Raw genomic sequence first — 15,633 nt, forward strand, 5'->3', positions numbered from 1 at the left:
TGGAAGTTCTCACGCTGACCGCCCAGCCCGAGGACCACACCCGCCGATGCCATCTTCGCCGATCGTCCCTGCCCGCGCGCAACTCCCGGAGCCTTCGGGCCTGCTGGCCGTGTTCGGGACGGTGCCTGACCCGCGGCACCGGCGCGGCGTGAGGCACACCCTGCCCTCGGTCCTGGCCGTGGGGGCTGCGGCGGTGCTGGCCTATGCGCGCTCCTTCGCCGCTATCGGCGAGTGGGTCGCCGACCAGCCCGGGGCGGCGCTCGCCAGACTCGGCGTCCCGGACGGCCGCCGCCCGGAGGAGTCCACGATCAGGCGCGCGTTCGCCCGCCTGGACGCCGATGCCCTGGACCGGGCGATCAGCGCATTCCTGTGGACGCGCACCCACCGTGTCCAGGGACGCCGCGTCATCGCCGTCGACGGCAAGACAGTCCGCGGCGCCCGTACCGGCGCCACGGGTGCCCCGCACCTGGTCGCGGCATTCGACCACGGCAGCGGCGCCGTGCTCGGCCAGCTCGCGGTCGCCGCGAAGAGCAACGAGATCCCCGCAGTTCGGGACCTGCTCGCGGCCTTCGACCTCACGGGCACGGTGGTCACCGTGGATGCGATGCACACCCAGACCGACACCGCCGAGTTCATCACCGCCACCGGCGGGCACTACGTCGTCACCGTCAACGGCAACCAGCCCTCCCTGCACGCCGCTTGCAAGGCCCTGCCCTGGACAGAGGTTCCGGCCCACCGGACAACTGAGACCGGCCACGGCCGCCGAGCCACCCGCACGCTCAAAGTCATCGACGCCCCCGCATGGGTCGGCTTCGCCAGCGCCGCACAGATCGCCCAGCTGCGCCGCACCGTCACCCGAGCTGGGAAGAAGAGCGTTGAAGTTGTCTGCCTGATCACCTCCGCGGGCCACCGCCAAGCCCCGCCGGAAACCCTGGCCCCCTGGATCCGAGGGCATTGGGGCATCGAGAACCGGCTCCACTGGGTACGGGACGTCACCTACGATGAGGACCGCTCACAGATCCGGACCGGCAGCGCTCCACAAGTCATGGTCACACTGCGAAACACGGCAATCAGCCTGCTGCGCCTGACCGGCACGTCCAACATCGCCAAGGCCCTCCGGCACCACGCCAGGCACCCCGGCAAAGCCATCGAACACCTACTCACTTGCTGAGAGCGGACTTTGCCGATGCCCTGTGGCGACAATGCAGTGGGCCCGGAGTCCTCCGGGCGCCATTTCCTATTGCGCCAGCCGCCTTCACAGAGCTAGCAAGCACGCATCAGACCTCCGCAACAAGTGGGATTGCTGCAATCGACGGCTCGAAGCTCATCCGTCGCAATCGACGAGCGAAATCCCGGAGATTCACCTTGCTGAACGTTGGCAGATCTGCTGGAATAGTGCGTCCTGTGGGAGAAATGATGGCATACGTCACCGACCTCGGTGAACTCTCCCAGCTAATTTCACGACCATCATTTCGTTGTAACACTTGGTTCGAAAAGTCTTCCCGGGCTACTGCATCCTCATTTAGCAATTCCGCAGACACCGCACCCTGTGAAAATAGGTGACTCAATGTTTGGCTTCCGGTGTACCGCTTTACATGAACCAGGTATCCATCGCAATGGAGGAGATCGCAGGCTTCAAATCGATTTCCGTCCGTAGTCTGGATGTTTACCTTATCCATCAGGAGCAGATTCGGAGTTCCTGCGGCTGCGCGTTCGTTATAGGACCCCTCAGGCTCACCAAGGTATGACGGGGGCAAGTTCAAGAGCGCCGTAACATCATGTATTCCTGCCAGATCGAGGTTCAACTTTTGCGTGTATGCTTCCTTGAGCCTAAACCATCTTCCGATCGTGAGTACAAATCTAAAATCTTCGTGACCCGACTCGAAGATTACCCACTGCTTCAAGGGGAGCATCATGCTTTTCGGTTCGCCTTCGGGGCCCTTCGCCATGAGCCTCACATTAGTAAGGAAATTGGTTCCCCTCCGCACACCCAAAGTCTGGAGTGCTTTACGCAGTCCGTGAACGGTGTATTCCTCAAGTGTCTCCGACTTGTCACCTCGGGTCGCGATGATCTCCTCTACTTCGTCGATTTGGACATCGTCTGGGGGTGCAAACTCTAACAGGTATGGGGTTCCGGTCTCTTGTGGATCCAGGATCGACTTTGCCAGGGAATCGTTCAGGTCCTTGGTTTCCTGTTCACTCTCCCTGAGGGGCTCGAGCGAATCGATAAATTCAAACTCGTCCTGTGCCGCCGTCGTTTCTATATCTGTGAGGAGTTGACGTAGCACTTGCTGAACGTGGGCCAAATCAGTTTGTGATCGAAAGGCAATCGAGTCGCTGGCGGCTATCGGACCACTTAACCCCGACCCGTCGGATGCCGCAATCCTTCCCGCCATGCGACGGACAAATTCGCCGTCCAATTGAACGCCCAGATCCCTTAATTCGGTACCCGAGGGAATCTGCACGAGTTGTGTCCGGGCGCTCGCATCAATTCGCCGGCTACGGAGCTCGGTAACGGCTTCATGATCAAATTTCCGCGCGGCCACCCGTAGGCCAAAATTGGCTTCGATCCGGTCCCATTCAAGGACCCCAGCGCCATAACCGAAGCACACAGCGAACCAGCGTTCTCCTGCTGGTAGAAATATGACCATTCGATTGGAGCGGGTAACCAGGGCGCCGACTCCGGGAAAGGTTCGATCTAAGTTCTCTGCCCATTTTGGCGTCTTCTCGACCGATTCGCCCACGTATGCAACGGCGCCACCGAGCGTCGCGGTTATCGCGGGGATTCGTTTGAGTTGCGTGGCGCCGCCTGGTCGATATTTCGGACGTAGAGCGATCTCCACGTTTGTTATCCCCGGACGCAGAAGGTAGCAGTTGAACCGCAACTTCGGTGCTTGATTGGATGGCATTTTCCCCCCAATGTGTAGTGGTTAGTACAAGAATTAGTTAGGCGCGGCGTACCGCCCCGCCATCGTCTCCATCTGCTCCATCACGAGCTTGATGGCGGCCGGCTGCTTGTCCGGCGGGTAGCCGTTCTTGACGAGCAGCCTCTTGATCGAGGTCCGCAACTTGGCCCGGACGTCCTCGCGCACAGTCCAGTCGGTCCGCACGTCCCGCCGCATGACCCCAACCAGCTGCCGTGCGATCTCCGCCAGCACACCCTCGCCCTGCACCTCCACAGCAGACTCGTTCTGCGCCACCGCGTCGTAGAACGCGAGCTCGTCCGAGTTCAGCGGGGGAGTGAACCGCGCTCCGCGGTTGCCCTCGGCCGCGACCTCCTTCGCCAGCTCGATGAGCTCCGCGATCACCTCCGCCGAGGTCAGCTGCTGGTTCGTGTACTTGCGCATGAGCTCGGTGATCCGCTCCGAGAAGGCCCGCTGCCGCACGATGTTGTTCCGCGTCGCCCGGGCAGACTCCTCGGCCACGAGCTTCCGCAGCGCCTCGAGCGCGAGCTGCGGGTTCCGCGCCTGCCGCGTCTTCGCCACGAACTCAGGCGTGAGGTCGTCCAGCGAGGGCTTCGGCATTCCGGCGGCGTCGTAGATGTCCAGCACCTCGCCGGAAGCCGTCGCCGTCGCGATCAGCTCGCCGAGCATCCGCTCGATCTCCTCAGGCACGGGCTGACCGGAAGCCTGGCGGTCGGCGGCGTCGAACTTCGCCATCCACACGCGCACTTCCTCGTAGAAGCGGATTTCCGGCCGAAGCTCCGCGAGCGTCTGGGCACCGGAGCACAGCGCCCAGGCCCGCGCGAGCTGCCCGGCCAGCTTACGGTACCGCGCCCCGAGCGAATCGGGGCCGGTGCCGTGCCCCGGCGACCGCAGGTACGCCGTCGCCCCTGTCGCCGCGTTGAGGAACGCCCGGCGCGACAGCTTCGCCAGCTCCGCCCGCCAGTCGTACCCGGCCAGCAGCCCACGCAGCTGCTCGACAACCGTCACGGTCAGCGCCACGGCCTCGTCGACGTTCCGCCCCACGGGCTTCCGCGCCTGGTCCGTGACGGTGTACTCCTCGAGCGCCTTCGCGAGGTTGTCCGCGAGCGGCGCATACGCCACGAGCAGCCCGTCCTCCTTGCCCCGGAACGTCCGGTTCACGCGCGCGAGCGTCTGCATCAGCAGCGCGCCCTTGAGCGGCCGGTCCAGGTACAGGGTGTGCAGGGGAGGGGAGTCGTACCCGGTGAGCATCATGTCCTTGACGATCACGATCTCGAGCTCGTCGTCCGGGTCCTTGAGCCGCTCCTTGATCGCGGCGTTCTCGGAGTCGCGGCGCACATGGTTGGAGACGGGCGGCTGGTCAGCCGCTGTCCCGGAATAGACCACCTTGATCCGCCCACCGCCCAACGTGTCCGAATGCCACTCCGGCCGCAGCTCCACGATCGCCGCGTACAGCTTCGCGCAGATCTCGCGCGTCGCCCCGACGATCAGCGCCTTGCCCGGCGCCTCGATGAACTTCTGCATCTGGGCCCGGCGCCCCTCCCAGTGCACCACGAGGTCTGCGGCCAGCGCCCGGATCCGCTCAGGCGCGCCGTAGATCGCGTTGACGACGGCGACGCTCGCCTCGATCCGCGCGCGCTCGGTGTCGTCGATGCCCACCGTGGCCTCGTCGGCGGCCAGGTCCAGCGCGTCGTCGTCCACCTGCTTCTCGACCTTGATGAGCCGCGGCTCGAAGTACACGGGCACGGTCGCGCCGTCGTCCACGGCCCGGGAGAGGTCGTAGATGTCGATGTACTCGCCGAACACGTCGCGGGTGTTGCGCTCGTCGAACGAGATCGGCGTCCCGGTGAACGCGATGAGCGTCGCATGCGGGAGGGCGTCGCGGAGGTGCCGGGCGTAGCCGTCGAGGTCGTCGTAGTGGCTGCGGTGCGCCTCGTCGACCACGACGATGATGTTCTTCCGGTCGGAGAGCAGCGGGTGGTCGGCGCCCGCGTCCTTCTCGGCCTTGCTGAGCCCGAACTTCTGCAGCGTGGTGAAGTAGATCCCGCCAGTGGTGCGCTGGGAGAGCTCCTCGCGCAGCTCGGCGCGGCGGCGGATCTGCTTGGGCTTCTCCGGCAGCAGGAGGCTGCGGTCGAACCCGGAGAACAGCTGCCCGTCCAGCTCGTTGCGGTCGGTGATCACCACGACGGTCGGGTTCCGCAGCCGCGGGTGGTGCATCACGAGGTTCGTGTACAGCTCCATCTCCATGGACTTGCCCGAGCCCTGCGTGTGCCAGACGACGCCGGCCTTGCCGTTGCTCTCGACCGCCTGGGCGGTGGAGCCGACGGCCTTGGTCACGGCGAAGTACTGGTGCGGCTTGGCGATGCGCTTCACGAGGCCCTCGGCCCCGCCGTCGAACGCGGTGAACCAGCGCATCAGCTGGAGGAAGCGCTCCTGGTTGTACAGGCCGGAGAGTGCGGTCTCGAGCGGGGTGACCGCGTCGCCGTCGAGGGTCGCGTCCGGCGGGACGGGCACGCCGTCGTCGTCCACGTTCCACGGCGAGAAGTGGTTCAGGGGCGTGAACGGGGTGCCGTACTTCGCGTCGATTCCGTCGGAGGCGAGGTTCACCACGGTGAAGCGGAAGGCGAGCGGGAACTCGCGCAGGTACGTCTGCAGCTGGGCGTGCGCGGTGGCGACGGTGGCCTCCTCGGCGCCGGCGGCCTTGAGCTCGACGACGCTCACGGGCAGGCCGTTGCAGTACAGGACCAGGTCGAAGCGGCGGCGATAGTCGCCCTGCGCGATGGTGACCTGATTGACGACGAGCCAGTCGTTCTGGTCGGGGTCCGCGTGTACGAGCCGGATGGTCGGGTTCCGCTCCGTGCCGTCCGCGTCGAGGTAGGTCAGCCGGTAGCCGTGGACGAGGAATTCGTGGGCGCGGTGGTTCTCCGCTATCGCGTCCTGGGAGGCGGGCGCCGCGAGCTCGGCGAGGGCCTGCTTGAGGTAGTGGACCGGGATCTCGGGGTTGAACCGCTGCATCGCCGCGAGCAGCCGCGGCCGGATGAGCAGGTCGTCCCAGGTCTCGCGCTCGCCCGAGCCGGGTGCGATCTCCTCGCCGTTTCTCGGCGCCCAGCCGAGCTCGGCGAGCGACTCCTTCGCGAGGCCCTCCCAATCGGCCTCGGTGAACGGTGCTGACGTCGTAGTCATGAATCCCCCATGGATGGTTTGTGCCACGTCAATCCTGCAACAGTTCGTTGCAGGGTTGGTATTGCGGACGACGGCGGGAGGCCGCCGCGGCTTGTCGGCGCGGCTTGCGCGGTGGTCGCTGCGGCGGCCTCCTTTCGTCGGTGGGCGCGTTCAGACGGCGCTGGCAACGAGTGCTTCGGCGTCCTTGACTCGCAGCTTCCCCGACGTGAGCTGGGGGAGCAGAGCGTCGCGGGTGGCGGCGAGGGTTCGGTTCTCGCTAGACAACGAGCGACATAGGGCCATCGAGTTCGACAACTCACCCTCCAGTTGATTTCGCCTGTCCTCCCCTGGAATCTGGAGCTCAAGGCGTTTTAGGTTCCCCATGCTGATCTTCGGCTGAACAGCCCCCGTGACCAGTGAGGTAACGTTTGTGCGTCGTACAGCGAAATACAGCAATTCCGTCGTTATGCTTTTGCCCGTCAAGACATGTGCATGATTGTTCACCCAAGACGGCCCCCAGATGTACTGAGTGACTGGAGAGCCATCGTCATTCACTACGGAACCATCTTCCCCAACGAGTAGAAGAATTTCATCAAAGAGGAATTCGTCAACGAATCCGAATACACCTGTGGCGCCATAGTAGGGGATGTTTCCTATTCGTAAATCCCGTTCCTGTGCGGACAGCGGTACGCGTCGACGGTTGTGGAACGTTGAAACGTCGTCAAGCGTGCACGCGATGGTGGACGCACCAAGCGATTCTTCATAGCGTGCGCCCGTCAGTTCGAGCAGCGTTTCACTGAACTTGGTGTTGGCGGCGATCTTGTCGTCGAGGGCGCCCAGGACCTCCGCGATGGCCTGTTGTTCACCGAGACTTGGGAGTTCGATCGGCCACGATCCCATCGTTGAGAGCAGGATGCGTGGGACTGTTGCCCCGTGAATTGTGTGCTTTTGAAGCGTCCTCTGGAACGCCGGCGACAGGTAGAAGTAGAGCAGGAAGCGTGGATCAACGATCTGTCGATTCGGTCGCAAGAGCGCCATGCGGCGACCCAAACATGCTTTCAATTCGTCAGGCATGAGGGCTGCTTCACCAAGTCGGGTCTCGTAGGAGAACAGCAAGTCCAGCGGCTGCGGTGTGACGCGCCGAGTCCACTTGGCGAAGTCCTCTTCGGATACGTGGTCCGACTGGCTTAGATCGAGACGCCCGGCATTAAGACTGGAAATATTGAGGAAGTAGGGGCCGTCGCTCATTCGCTTCGGCGTAGCATGTGGACCGTCGAAAAGTTCGCCGATCTCACCCCAGGTCGTGGCTAGTCGATCGTTCACGAAACCCTCCCCAGTTGCTCCCGCACGACAGCCGCGAGCCGCTCAGACTCCTCGAACTGCTCGAACAGCTCCTTCTTGAGCCGGGCGATCTTCTCCTCGATCGGCTCGCCGTCGTCCTCGACCTCGGCCGCGCCGACGTACCGGCCAGGCGTGAGCGCGTAGTCGGCTGCTTTGATCTCCGCGAGCGTTGCTGAGTAGCAGAAGCCTGGGATGTCTTCGTATGGTTTCGGCTCCGCTTCGCTCCGCTCAACCGCCGTGTGCTTGCCGCGCCACGCGTGGTACGTGCCCGCGATCTTGGCGATGTCCTCGTCGGACAGAGCCCGCTCGGCGCGGTCCACCATGTGCCCCATGTTCCGGGCGTCGATGAACAGCACCTGCCCGCGACGGTCCACAGACCCCTGCGCCCCGGCCGACTTGTCCTTCGCGAAGAACCACACGCACACCGGGATGCCGGTGGAGCGGAACAGCTGCGTCGGCAGCGCGACCATGCAGGAGACCATGTCCGCCTCGACGATCTGCGCCCGAATGTCGCCCTCGCCGCCCGAGTTCGAGGACATGGACCCGTTGGCCATGACCACGCCCGCGGACCCGCCCGGGGCCAGCTTGGACAGGATGTGCTGGATCCACGCGTAGTTCGCGTTCCCGGCCGGCGGGACGCCATACGCCCACCGCGGGTCGGACTCGTTGCGCGCCCAGTCCTTGATGTTGAACGGCGGGTTGGCCATGACGAAGTCGGCCATCATGTCCGGGTGCTGGTCGCGGGCGAACGTGTCGCCCCAGCGCGAGGCCAGGTTCCCGTTGAGGCCGTGGATCGCGAGGTTCATCTTCGCCATCCGCCACGTGCGCTCGTTGAGCTCCTGCCCGTACACCGAGATCGCGGTGCGGTCGCGGTGGTGCGCGTCGAGGAACTTCTCCGCCTGCACGAACATGCCGCCCGAGCCGCAGCACGGGTCGTAGACGCGCCCGTGGTCCGGCTCGAGCACCTCCACGAGCACCCGCACCACGCCGGCCGGCGTGTAGAACTCCCCGCCCCGCTTTCCCTCCGCGCGGGCGAACTTCTCGAGGAAGTACTCGTACACCTCCCCGAGGAGGTCCCGCGCGCGCCGCGCCCCCGCCCCGGCGAAGCTCAGGTTCCGCGCGTTGAACAGGTCGATCAGCTCGCCCAGGCGCTTCTGGTCGACGTTGTCACGGTTGTAGATGCGCGGGAGCGTGCCCTGGAGCGACTCGTTGGAGGCCATGAGCTTCTCCATTGCCTCGTCCACGAGCTGCCCGATCGACTTCGGCGCCGCCCCGTCGATCGCCGGCAGGCCCTTCGCGTGCTCGGCGAGGTACTCCCACCGCGCGCTCCACGGCACCCAGAACACGCTGTGCCCCGTGTACTCGTCCACATCGTCCGTGAACTGGCCGATCTGGTCCTCGCTCATGCCGTCCGCGCGCAGCTCCTCTTCAATCTGCGCCCGCCGCTCCTGGTATGCGTCCGAGACGTACTTGAGGAACACGAGCCCCAGGATCACGTCCTTGTACTGCGACGCATCCATGGAGCCGCGCAGCTTGTCCGCGGCCTTCCACAGAGTGTCCTTGAGCTCCTTCATGGTCGACGGCGCGGCCTCGGCCTTCGCTTTGCGCGGTGGCATCAGCGTCCTTCCTCTCGTACTGCTGGTTCTGAAGATTCGAGGGCGAGCGCGCCGCTGGCGACGGCGTTCGCCAGAAGTCTGTTGAGCTCGTCGAGCCGCTCGATCCGGCGGCGCGCCTCGGCCTGTTCACGCACGACGGCGCCCATCGCCTCGGCGAGTGGCCGCCGCTGGGCCTCGGGGAGCCTCCGTGCGCGCCACTGCTTCCAGCGGCGCTCGCCAGGCGGGTGCGCGTTGATGTCCGCGGCAAGCAGGGCAGGGGAGAGGCCGCCCGGATCGGCCGGGCTGATCCGCAGGATGCGCGCGGGGTACGGCACCACCGAGGCGCCCTCCTCGTCCACCATCGCGGCGGGGTGCGGGCTGGTGCAGAACACCACGTCCCCGGGCTCGGTCAGTCGGGCGCTCGGGTGGCGCGCAACGAACTCGAGCAGGTCCACGGTCCGCACAGTAGCCCCGGGGTCCGACAGTTCACGTACCCCCAGCACCCGGGTTCCCCCGCCCACGGCGGAGGCCTCGCCGTCGTCCATCCGGATGCCGGGCAGGCAGGCGAGGTTCCCCGCGGCCATGAGCCGCTCGAGCGTGTCCGGCGGAAACGCGGCGCCGGTGCCGCGGGCGAGCGCGAACGGGACGCTCTCCGGACCAAGCTCGGCCCGGAGCGCCTCGAGGCGCACCTCCAGCTCTGCAGCCGATCGGTCCCGTCGCGCGGGCAGAGATGACAGCTGGACGAGCGAACCCCTGGTCGCCGTCAGGTTGCGCGTGAACGTCATGCGTGCGAACCGGTACGCGTGCTGCCAGATCTCCTCGCGGCCGAGCAGCGACGCCGCGAGGTCGCTCACGAGGTCCTCCCGCACGGCACGCGTGAGCGGGGTCCCCGTCAGGTCGGCGACCATGGTCCACCGCTCCGCCAGGTCCACGTCCCCATGGGCCGGGCCCAGGACCCACAGCGCCTGCGCCTCCCGGGGCCGCGCCGGCAGCGTCCCCTCCGGCAGCCGGACGGCGGCGCGCACCCGCCCTCCGCGCAGGAGTTCAGCCCGCAGCGACTCCGCTGGACCGCCAACGGCATCTGTGAGGGCACGAGCCGGCGCCATCACCACGGCGCGCTGCCGATCGTCCATCTGGACCGCAATGTTCTCGACGGCGTTCAAGACCCGCTCAGGATCCGTGCCGGACAGGTGAGCGACGACCACCGCCTCGCCCTCCACCTCGAACTCACCGTTCGGGCCGACACGCAGTGCCTCCGGCTGCGCCCCGTGGGCGAGCAGCCGGCGACGTGCCGCGCGGCAGGAGGGATCGCCGTCGTCCGCAAGGAGCAGCCGCGGCTCGTCGCCTTCTTCCCCCAGTATGCGCACGACGGCGAGGGGCACCTCGTCGCTGCCCGGCACTGGGTCCGCGAGCGCGGCTCCGGGGCCCAGGTCCCGAAGCAGCTCCGTGGCGGTGACCGCGGCAAGGATGGCAGCGTCATCGCTCAGGAGGTGCCGGCGCTCGCGGCCAGCCAAGGCAAGCTGCTCGAAAGCCGCGGCGGGGTTGTAGGCCGCGTCGATCAGGCGGCGGGCATAGCGTGCGGCGGTCGAGAGGTCATCGCCGAGGGCCTCCACCTCTGACCAGAGGAAGGCGTCGTGCGGATCGGTGTCGTCGGCCTCATCGAGGAGCTCGGCCGATGAGAGGGCATCGATGGGCGGCCCGATCAGGCCCGCGAGGACCAGGAGCGCTTCCAGACCTGCCGAGATGGGGGTGTCGCCGTGCTCGAGCGCGCTGCGGATGCTGAACGCGTCCGCATCGGCGAGGGCCTCGGGATTGTTGCCGCGGCGGGTTGCCTCGAGCCATTCGCCGATCTCGCGCGCGTCGAAGAGCTCCTTGCCCGCCTGGCTGCCCCGCGGCTCGGGGAAGGGGCGGTCGCTGCCTGCCGCGCGCGTCCGCCAGACGGAGACGACCGGGCGCTGGACCCTGGCCAGTCGGGCGATGTCGGGGAGCGACAGCAGCGGTGCATCGAGATGCTTCACCGTTCCCCCTCCCCATGCGCCGCGAGCGCGGTGCTGAGTTCAGCCTAGAGGACTTGTCCGGGAGAGGCAGCCGATGTCCGATAAGGGGGGTTATCAGGATTCAATGATCTGCAGGCGCTCGCTCACTCTTAGCGTCCTTCTCAGCAGCAGAACGCACCGAAGGAGCACCAGTGAGCGCCATCCCAGACATCTCGACCGCTGGCCCGGAAGAAGCCGGCAACACCGAGCCGTTCCACTCTTCCGCGTCTGTGGGCGAACAGCATGCGGCAACGCCGCCAGAGCACCGTCGTAGGTGGGTTCGGCAGGTCGCCATTGGAGCAGGCGGCATGGTTCTCGGGGTGCTCCTGGGCGTCGGCTTCGCCCAGATCAAGCTGCCTGGCAGCACTCCCTTCCCTGCCGCGCTCGAGAAGTGCGAGGTCACAGACAGCTCCTACTTCCGTACGGGAGACGAGGGGATGTCCCTGACAATCCGCTCGAAGGGCAAGGAGGACCCGGGCGCGAACATGACCGATGTCGCCTGCGTGCTGCGCGCACTCGAGGTGCCTGACTCGGTCGTCTCGAAGATGGACTCCACCCGGGCGCTTGACGGCCGCCAGTCCGGCCGCTGGAAGAACCTCGAGGCGTCCTGGACGTACCACCCGGACAGCGGGATGAACCTGCTCCTCGAAGTCACCCACGACTGACATCCAGGCTTCCCGCCCGGGTGCATTGGGGGCATCCGGGCGGGGACGCACCCCACTCGACATCACAGCTCGACACTCACTCAGCATCGAAGGAGAACCATGAACAAGATCCTCGCAGCTTCGGCCGTCCTCACCGGGGCGCTGCTCCTGTCCGCATGCGGAAGCACAGGCGCAGGCACCCCGTCCTCGGCCCCCACGGTGGCCCCGGCGGCCGCCGGCGGATCCGCCCAGGCCACGTCGGCGCCGTCGTCCGCTGCGGCGGCACCCGAGGCGGCGCAGAGCAGCCGCGGCAACCTCGTCAAGGCGGTCGGCGAGCCAGCGAGCCAGACCTACAACGGCGAGACGGTCGCGACGTTCGTGGCCGCCGCCATTGAGCCCGCGGCCGGGTGCACGGCGCAGTTTGCCTCGGCGCCGAAGAACGGCCAGATCGTCGTCGCGACCTTCAACGTCGAGACGACCGCGGCGCTTTCCAAGACGATCTCGAAGAACTTCTCCCTGAACATGTTCGGCTGGAAGGCCGTCGCCGGGAACGGCACGACCGTGAACGGGAACCCCGTGGCGATCATGTGCCTCGACTCGGCGGAGCAGCTGCCCTCGACCATGGGCCCCGGTGAGAAGGCGACGGGGAAGATTGCGTTCGACGTCCCCGCAGGTGCCGGAACCCTCGTCTACACCGCCCCGGGCGCGCCCGCCGGATGGGAATGGAGCTACGGGAAGTAGCCCCAACGCGACCGGGCGGCGCCGTTCACATGGGGGCGGCGCCGCCCTTCGGGGTACCCCGAGGTCCATTGGTCCTCCACAGGGTGGGCAGCACCGGCCAGTGCTGCTAGAATCGAATACATGTTCGAATCATCCGGGAGCGTGGAGGTTCTCGACAGCGCTGCAGGCACTCGCCTGCAGCACGAGCCTGTCGACTTCTCCCGGGTCCTCGCGGCGGTACTGGCAGAAGTCGGGGAGTCGGTGGCCCCGACAGCTTCGGAGATCGCGTCGTGGGCAACAGCGCTTGGTGCCGGTTCTGGTAGCTACGCTTCCCTGAGCGAGGCAGCGTTGGTGGAGCGGATCGGCTCCCTTGAGCGGCTCAAGGCGGCGGCTTCGGCGAGCCAGGCGCAGTACAGCGTGCTTCTCGAGAAGCGCATCGGGGAGCGGCGCGTTGACGATGCGGCAGTGGGGTATGGAACCGAGGGCGACGCCGAGCGGGTGGGGATCGGTCCGCGACCGGTGGACCCGGCCGTTGAGGCCGGCCATGCCGTCGCACTGGCCCGAGGCGAGTCGCCCTCCAAAGGCGGCCGTCTCCTCGGACTGGCCAAGGCGCTAGTCAACGAGATGCCGCACACGCTCAATGCGCTTGCCGCAGGCCGGATCAACGAGTGGCGGGCCACGCTCGTCGTCCGCGAGACGGCGTGCCTCGACCTCGAGGACAGGACCCGCGTCGATGAAGCAATGGTGCCGCTCTACGCCCAGGGAGGCGTTGGCGACCGGCAGTTCGCAGCCGAGGCGCGCAAGCACGCCCAGCGACTCGATCCGGCAGCTGCGGTCAAACGGTCTCGGCGGGCTATGGCCGAGCGACGCGTCACCCTGCGCCCAGCACCGGACTCCATGGCAATACTCTCGTGCCTCGTTCCTGCCGCGCAGGGGGTTGCCGCCTACAAGGCGCTGACCCTGGCCGCCGACTCGAGCCGCGTAGCGGGGGAGGGCGAGCACGAGCGCAGGACCCGCGATCAGATCATGGCCGACACGCTCATCGAGCGCGTGACCGGTCAGAAGCGCGCGGAAGACGTACGCATCGCAGTGAACGTCGTGATGGCGGATTCCGCGCTTGTCGCCGGTTCCGCCGAACCCGCGGTTCTCTCCGGACACGGCGTCCTTCCGGCCCAGATTGCGAGGGACCTCATCCTGAGCTCACTCGGCTCAGGGGCCGGGACGGTCCTCCGGCGCCTCTATGTCGCACCCGCTACCGGTTCCCTGACGGCGATGGACTCGCGCTCGCGGACCTTCCCGACAGGGCTCCGGGAGTTCATCGCATTGCGCGACCAGACGTGCCGGAACCCCTGGTGCGACGCTCCGATCCGCCACTTTGACCACATCACTCCTGCCGCCCGGGGCGGCCCCACCTCCGCAGCAAACGGCCAAGGCCTGTGCGAACGGTGCAACCAGGCGAAAGAAGCGCCCGGATGGACAGAGGGCGCCATCCCTGCCACTCGGCACACCGTCATGGTCACGACGCCGACCGGCCACCGCTACACCTCGACCGCGCCTCCGCTGCCTGGCACCCGGGAGATCATCGGCCACCGCGTCGAGTTCCCCGGAGGCGAGTACGTCTTCCACACCGCAGCCTGACCCGTTCCCGCTTCCGGGGGATCGTGCGCCGTTGGGTATGCGCCGACGCGACGGCGCCGCCGCCCACAGCGTGCGGTGGGCGGCGGCGACGTCGTGCGTCGGAGCGGAAGGCGGTCCTACTCGTAGAGGGCGATGAAGCGGCCGACCACTCCGCCGGCACGGAGCTTGTCGATCGCGTCGGGGATGTCGGCCTGGGTGATGAGGTTCATGGGCGGGTTCAGCTCGCCGGACTTCATGAGCTCGTAGATGCCCTCGAGGTCCTCACGGGTGCCGGACTTCGAGCCCTTGATCGTGAGCTGGTTGATGATGATCGGGTAGGTGTTGATCGTCGCCTCGAGCCGTCCCATGCCCACCTGGACGAGCGTGCCGAACTCGCCGAGGGTCTCGATTGCGGCGGCTGTCGTGGTGCCGAAGCCGGCGTAGTCGACGATGAGATCGAGCTTCTTGTCCTTGAAGGCGTCGATCGCGTCGGCGACGTCCGTGAGCCCGATCTCGCCGGCCAGCTTCTGCGTCTCCGGGTTGATCTCGGCGCCATAGACCTCCGCGCCCGACAGTGCGGCGACGCGGGCGCCGATGTACCCGAGGCCGCCCAGGCCGATCACCCCGACCTTCATCCCCGCCTTCGCGCCCCCGACCGCCATGATCGCGTGGTAGGCGGTGAGGCCCGCGTCGGTGGCCATGGCGCCGAGGTCGAACGGCACCTCATCGGGCAGGCGGACCAGGTTGTCCGAGGTCGCCAGGAGCTTCGGACCGAATCCGCCGTCCCACTTGCCGTAGCCCAGAGCGTCGCCGTCGCTCATGACTGGCGCGAGGCCGACGCGGTCGCCGACCTTCCACTGCTCCATCCCCTCGCCAACCTCCGTGATGACGCCGGCGTTCTCGTGGCCCATTGTGCGGGGGAGGTGCGGGAACAGGGGCATCCAGCCCGGATCGTCCAGCGCGGTCACATCGGAGTGGCAGACGCCCGCTGCCTTGACCTCGACGACCACCGTCCCGGGACCCGCGTGCGGCTCCGGAACCTCATTGAATTCGAGCGCCTTGTTCGTGCCGGTGAACTGCCACGCCTTCATGCCTCAGTCTCCTCTCAGTGCCATTGACACTTCCGGACACTACGCCCGGCAGGGGACGACACGCCAAGGGCTTCGGGCCCACAACGAAAAGCACCCCCGGTCATCGGACCGAGGGTGCTCTGTCTGTGCGCGGAGGGGGACTTGAACCCCCACGCCCTATTCGGGCACTAGCACCTCAAGCTAGCGCGTCTGCCATTCCGCCACCCGCGCAGGCGGCTTCCGAGGTCTCCAGATGGAGTGTTTCCGTCCCCGGCAGCGATATACAACCATACACCATCTCCCGCCCGCTGATGACCACGACGGGGGCCCGGGGAGCCGCAGGGGGTGGTCCGGAAAGCACGGAAGCCCCGGTCCGAAGACCGGGGCTTCCCAGTGTGCGCGGAGGGGGACTTGAACCCCCACGCCCTATTCGGGCACTAGCACCTCAAGCTAGCGCGTCTGCCATTCCGCCACCCGCGCAGGTGGGCACCGGGAACCGAAAACATGATGTGTTTCCCTCCCGG

The 15,633-nt window shown here is 66.8% G+C and carries 10 protein-coding genes and 2 tRNA genes; 4 read left to right on the forward strand and 8 right to left on the reverse strand.

The window, feature by feature from the left end; genetic code table 11:
* Positions 1–46: 46 nt before the first annotated feature.
* On the forward strand, positions 47–1,171 hold the full coding sequence (locus ABD298_RS02385; protein WP_344298094.1) for an ISAs1 family transposase: 1,125 nt from the start codon (positions 47–49) through the stop codon (positions 1,169–1,171).
* A 106-nt stretch (positions 1,172–1,277) separates the two neighbouring features.
* On the opposite strand, the gene ABD298_RS02390 is transcribed toward ABD298_RS02385, so the two are convergent.
* The 5 genes from ABD298_RS02390 to ABD298_RS02410 form a co-directional block, all read right to left on the reverse strand.
* The gene (locus ABD298_RS02390) at positions 1,278–2,909 is read right to left on the reverse strand and encodes a DUF6119 family protein (protein ID WP_344298095.1); all 1,632 of its coding nucleotides are present in this window, start codon (positions 2,907–2,909) and stop codon (positions 1,278–1,280) included.
* Positions 2,910–2,942: 33 nt separating this feature from the next.
* Entirely contained in the window at positions 2,943–6,107 is a 3,165-nt protein-coding gene (locus ABD298_RS02395) for a type I restriction endonuclease subunit R (RefSeq protein ID WP_344298096.1), read from the reverse strand.
* A 150-nt stretch (positions 6,108–6,257) separates the two neighbouring features.
* Positions 6,258–7,409, reverse strand: coding sequence for a restriction endonuclease subunit S (locus ABD298_RS02400; protein ID WP_344298097.1), 1,152 nt, complete (start codon positions 7,407–7,409; stop codon positions 6,258–6,260).
* Positions 7,406–9,043 (reverse strand): class I SAM-dependent DNA methyltransferase, encoded by a 1,638-nt coding sequence (locus ABD298_RS02405; protein ID WP_344298098.1) that lies wholly within the window; start codon positions 9,041–9,043, stop codon positions 7,406–7,408. Before ABD298_RS02405 ends, ABD298_RS02400 begins: the two co-directional genes overlap by 4 nt.
* A complete protein-coding gene (locus tag ABD298_RS02410) occupies positions 9,043–11,040 on the reverse strand; it encodes a hypothetical protein (protein ID WP_344298099.1) in 1,998 nt (665 codons plus the stop codon). Before ABD298_RS02410 ends, ABD298_RS02405 begins: the two co-directional genes overlap by 1 nt.
* A gap of 170 nt (positions 11,041–11,210) precedes the next feature.
* On the opposite strand from ABD298_RS02410, the gene ABD298_RS02415 reads away from it, so the two are divergent.
* The 3 genes from ABD298_RS02415 to ABD298_RS02425 all read left to right on the forward strand — a co-directional run bounded on the left by ABD298_RS02415 (position 11,211) and on the right by ABD298_RS02425 (position 14,060).
* Positions 11,211–11,723, forward strand: coding sequence for a hypothetical protein (locus ABD298_RS02415; RefSeq protein WP_344298100.1), 513 nt, complete (start codon positions 11,211–11,213; stop codon positions 11,721–11,723).
* 99 nt (positions 11,724–11,822) lie between these two features.
* A complete protein-coding gene (locus ABD298_RS02420) occupies positions 11,823–12,443 on the forward strand; it encodes a DUF4352 domain-containing protein (protein WP_344298101.1) in 621 nt (206 codons plus the stop codon).
* Positions 12,444–12,563: 120 nt separating this feature from the next.
* Positions 12,564–14,060 carry an HNH endonuclease gene (locus tag ABD298_RS02425; RefSeq protein ID WP_344298102.1) on the forward strand — a complete coding sequence of 499 codons (1,497 nt, stop codon included), beginning with the start codon at positions 12,564–12,566 and terminating at the stop codon, positions 14,058–14,060.
* Between the two features lie 116 nt (positions 14,061–14,176).
* On the opposite strand, the gene ABD298_RS02430 is transcribed toward ABD298_RS02425, so the two are convergent.
* The 3 genes from ABD298_RS02430 to ABD298_RS02440 form a co-directional block, all read right to left on the reverse strand.
* On the reverse strand, positions 14,177–15,130 hold the full coding sequence (locus tag ABD298_RS02430; protein WP_344298103.1) for a zinc-binding dehydrogenase: 954 nt from the start codon (positions 15,128–15,130) through the stop codon (positions 14,177–14,179).
* Between the two features lie 126 nt (positions 15,131–15,256).
* Positions 15,257–15,340: transfer RNA gene (locus tag ABD298_RS02435), tRNA-Leu, on the reverse strand.
* A 165-nt stretch (positions 15,341–15,505) separates the two neighbouring features.
* A tRNA-Leu gene (locus ABD298_RS02440) sits at positions 15,506–15,589 on the reverse strand.
* Positions 15,590–15,633 lie beyond the last annotated feature (44 nt).

Source organism: Sinomonas flava, from assembly GCF_039531875.1.
Classification (GTDB): Bacteria; Actinomycetota; Actinomycetes; order Actinomycetales; family Micrococcaceae; genus Sinomonas; species Sinomonas flava.